This window comes from Treponema sp. R80B11-R83G3 (assembly GCF_054786115.1).
Genome location: NZ_BDHF01000378.1, coordinates 1 through 674 on the forward strand (window position 1 = coordinate 1; position 674 = coordinate 674).

Sequence of the window (674 nt, forward strand, 5' to 3'; positions counted from 1 at the left end):
TCAAAGTTTGTAACTCCCACCCCGTTAAAAGGCGTTTGTGATGATTACAGCAGTCTGTTAATATCAAGGCTCAAAAACGCCAATATTGCCGGAGTAAGCGATATAGTAAAAGTATCAGGTCAAAATCACGCGTGGGTTACCCTAAAATACAAAGGCAGGCTTCTCTATTTGGATGCGACATGGTTCGATACTAACGTAGTTGATGAAACCGGAACGGTAGTCCACGTTCCGTATAAAGACCCGCGTAATTTTACATTCGATAACGATATTTTCACCAATCACGGGAAACATCATTTGCCGGGCAGATGATTGACGGTCGCGTGGGGTAGAATACAAATTTTACCACGAACCAACACGAACCAATAAGATCAATGTTTGTGCTCTTTATGGAAAATGCCAACAAAAAACACAAGGACACAGTTTTTACTTTCCTTTTCAGCAACCCGGCTCTTTTGAGGGAATTGTATTCAGCGATAAATGGCGTTACCCTTCCGCCGGACGTACCCATCGACATTAACACGCTTTCAGACGTACTTTTCAGGAGGCAGAGAAACGACATTTCGTTTTTATTCGACAACCGGCTCATTGTCTTGATTGAGCACCAGTCAACCATCAACGAAAATATGCCGCTGCGGTGCCTGATGTACGTCGAAAAACTGTACGAAGTAATAACA

At 43.0% G+C, this 674-nt stretch carries 1 protein-coding gene and 1 pseudogene; both read left to right on the plus strand.

Annotation, left to right across the window (positions count from 1 at the left end):
* A partial coding sequence (locus tag ACYVRH_RS13965) for a hypothetical protein (protein ID WP_461257489.1) occupies window positions 1-309 on the plus strand: 309 nt, incomplete at its 5' end.
* A 77-nt stretch (window positions 310-386) separates the two neighbouring features.
* A pseudogene (locus ACYVRH_RS13970) lies at window positions 387-674 on the plus strand (Rpn family recombination-promoting nuclease/putative transposase); the annotation flags it as partial.